This window comes from Pseudomonas sp. AC463 (genome assembly GCF_979253585.1).
This window is the reverse complement of the sequence record NZ_CEEDDZ010000043.1, coordinates 1-3122: the sequence shown is the minus strand read 5'-3', so window position 1 is coordinate 3122 and position 3122 is coordinate 1. Positions and strand designations below refer to the sequence as shown.

Annotated in this window: 1 rRNA gene; it reads right to left on the bottom strand. The window is 50.8% G+C overall.

Going from position 1 to position 3122, the window contains the following annotated elements:
• Nucleotides 1–68: 68 nt before the first annotated feature.
• Nucleotides 69–2959 (bottom strand): 23S ribosomal RNA (locus AC0IYH_RS28915).
• Nucleotides 2960–3122: the final 163 nt, after the last annotated feature.

Below are 3122 nucleotides of genomic sequence, written 5' to 3'. Positions count from 1 at the left end.
TCTTCACACACCGCAATCTGGTCTCTTTCGTCTTTTCAACGAGGAGCATCAAATTGCTTGGGTGTTATATGGTCAAGCCTCACGGGCAATTAGTATTGGTTAGCTCAACGCCTCACAGCGCTTACACACCCAACCTATCAACGTCGTAGTCTTCGACGGCCCTTCAGGGAACTCAAGGTTCCAGTGAGATCTCATCTTGAGGCTAGTTTCCCGCTTAGATGCTTTCAGCGGTTATCTATTCCGAACATAGCTACCCGGCAATGCCACTGGCGTGACAACCGGAACACCAGAGGTTCGTCCACTCCGGTCCTCTCGTACTAGGAGCAGCCCCTCTCAAATCTCAAACGTCCACGGCAGATAGGGACCGAACTGTCTCACGACGTTCTAAACCCAGCTCGCGTACCACTTTAAATGGCGAACAGCCATACCCTTGGGACCGGCTTCAGCCCCAGGATGTGATGAGCCGACATCGAGGTGCCAAACACCGCCGTCGATATGAACTCTTGGGCGGTATCAGCCTGTTATCCCCGGAGTACCTTTTATCCGTTGAGCGATGGCCCTTCCATACAGAACCACCGGATCACTAAGACCTACTTTCGTACCTGCTCGACGTGTCTGTCTCGCAGTCAAGCGCGCTTTTGCCTTTATACTCTACGACCGATTTCCGACCGGTCTGAGCGCACCTTCGTACTCCTCCGTTACTCTTTAGGAGGAGACCGCCCCAGTCAAACTACCCACCATACACTGTCCTCGATCCGGATAACGGACCTGAGTTAGAACCTCAAAGTTGCCAGGGTGGTATTTCAAGGTTGGCTCCACGCGAACTGGCGTCCACGCTTCAAAGCCTCCCACCTATCCTACACAAGCAAATTCAAAGTCCAGTGCAAAGCTATAGTAAAGGTTCACGGGGTCTTTCCGTCTAGCCGCGGATACACTGCATCTTCACAGCGATTTCAATTTCACTGAGTCTCGGGTGGAGACAGCGCCGCCATCGTTACGCCATTCGTGCAGGTCGGAACTTACCCGACAAGGAATTTCGCTACCTTAGGACCGTTATAGTTACGGCCGCCGTTTACCGGGGCTTCGATCAAGAGCTTCGCGTTAGCTAACCCCATCAATTAACCTTCCGGCACCGGGCAGGCGTCACACCCTATACGTCCACTTTCGTGTTTGCAGAGTGCTGTGTTTTTAATAAACAGTCGCAGCGGCCTGGTATCTTCGACCGGCATGAGCTTACGGAGCAAGTCCTTCACCCTCACCGGCGCACCTTCTCCCGAAGTTACGGTGCCATTTTGCCTAGTTCCTTCACCCGAGTTCTCTCAAGCGCCTTGGTATTCTCTACCCAACCACCTGTGTCGGTTTGGGGTACGGTTCCTGGTTACCTGAAGCTTAGAAGCTTTTCTTGGAAGCATGGCATCAACCACTTCGTTATCTAAAAGATAACTCGTCATCAGCTCTCGGCCTTAGAATCCCGGATTTACCTAAGATTCCAGCCTACCACCTTAAACTTGGACAACCAACGCCAAGCTGGCCTAGCCTTCTCCGTCCCTCCATCGCAATAACCAGAAGTACAGGAATATTAACCTGTTTTCCATCGACTACGCTTTTCAGCCTCGCCTTAGGGACCGACTAACCCTGCGTCGATTAACGTTGCGCAGGAAACCTTGGTCTTTCGGCGTGGGTGTTTTTCACACCCATTGTCGTTACTCATGTCAGCATTCGCACTTCTGATACCTCCAGCAAGCTTCTCAACTCACCTTCACAGGCTTACAGAACGCTCCTCTACCGCATCACTTACGTGATACCCGTAGCTTCGGTGTATGGTTTGAGCCCCGTTACATCTTCCGCGCAGGCCGACTCGACTAGTGAGCTATTACGCTTTCTTTAAAGGGTGGCTGCTTCTAAGCCAACCTCCTAGCTGTCTAAGCCTTCCCACATCGTTTCCCACTTAACCATAACTTTGGGACCTTAGCTGACGGTCTGGGTTGTTTCCCTTTTCACGACGGACGTTAGCACCCGCCGTGTGTCTCCCATGCTCGGCACTTGTAGGTATTCGGAGTTTGCATCGGTTTGGTAAGTCGGGATGACCCCCTAGCCGAAACAGTGCTCTACCCCCTACAGTGATACATGAGGCGCTACCTAAATAGCTTTCGAGGAGAACCAGCTATCTCCGAGCTTGATTAGCCTTTCACTCCGATCCACAGGTCATCCGCTAACTTTTCAACGGTAGTCGGTTCGGTCCTCCAGTTAGTGTTACCCAACCTTCAACCTGCCCATGGATAGATCGCCCGGTTTCGGGTCTATTCCCAGCGACTAGACGCCCTATTAAGACTCGCTTTCGCTACGCCTCCCCTATTCGGTTAAGCTCGCCACTGAAAATAAGTCGCTGACCCATTATACAAAAGGTACGCAGTCACCTAACAAGTAGGCTCCCACTGCTTGTACGCATACGGTTTCAGGATCTATTTCACTCCCCTCTCCGGGGTTCTTTTCGCCTTTCCCTCACGGTACTAGTTCACTATCGGTCAGTCAGTAGTATTTAGCCTTGGAGGATGGTCCCCCCATATTCAGACAAAGTTTCTCGTGCTCCGTCCTACTCGATTTCATGACTAAGAGATTTTCGCGTACAGGGCTATCACCCACTATGGCCGCACTTTCCAGAGCGTTCCGCTAATCTCAAAGCCACTTAAGGGCTAGTCCCCGTTCGCTCGCCACTACTAAGGGAATCTCGGTTGATTTCTTTTCCTCAGGGTACTTAGATGTTTCAGTTCCCCTGGTTCGCCTCTTAAGCCTATGTATTCAGCTTAAGATAACCATCTTATGATGGCTGGGTTCCCCCATTCAGACATCTCCGGATCAAAGTCTGTTTGCCGACTCCCCGAAGCTTTTCGCAGGCTACCACGTCTTTCATCGCCTCTGACTGCCAAGGCATCCACCGTATGCGCTTCTTCACTTGACCATATAACCCCAAGCAATCTGGTTATACTGTGAAGACAACATTCGCCGAAAATTCGAATTTCTCGATTAAGAGAACTCACAAATTTTACCTTAGCCTGATCCGTTACCAGTGAAAGTAACGTTCAGTCTATCTTTCTATCACATACCCAAATTTTTAAAGAACG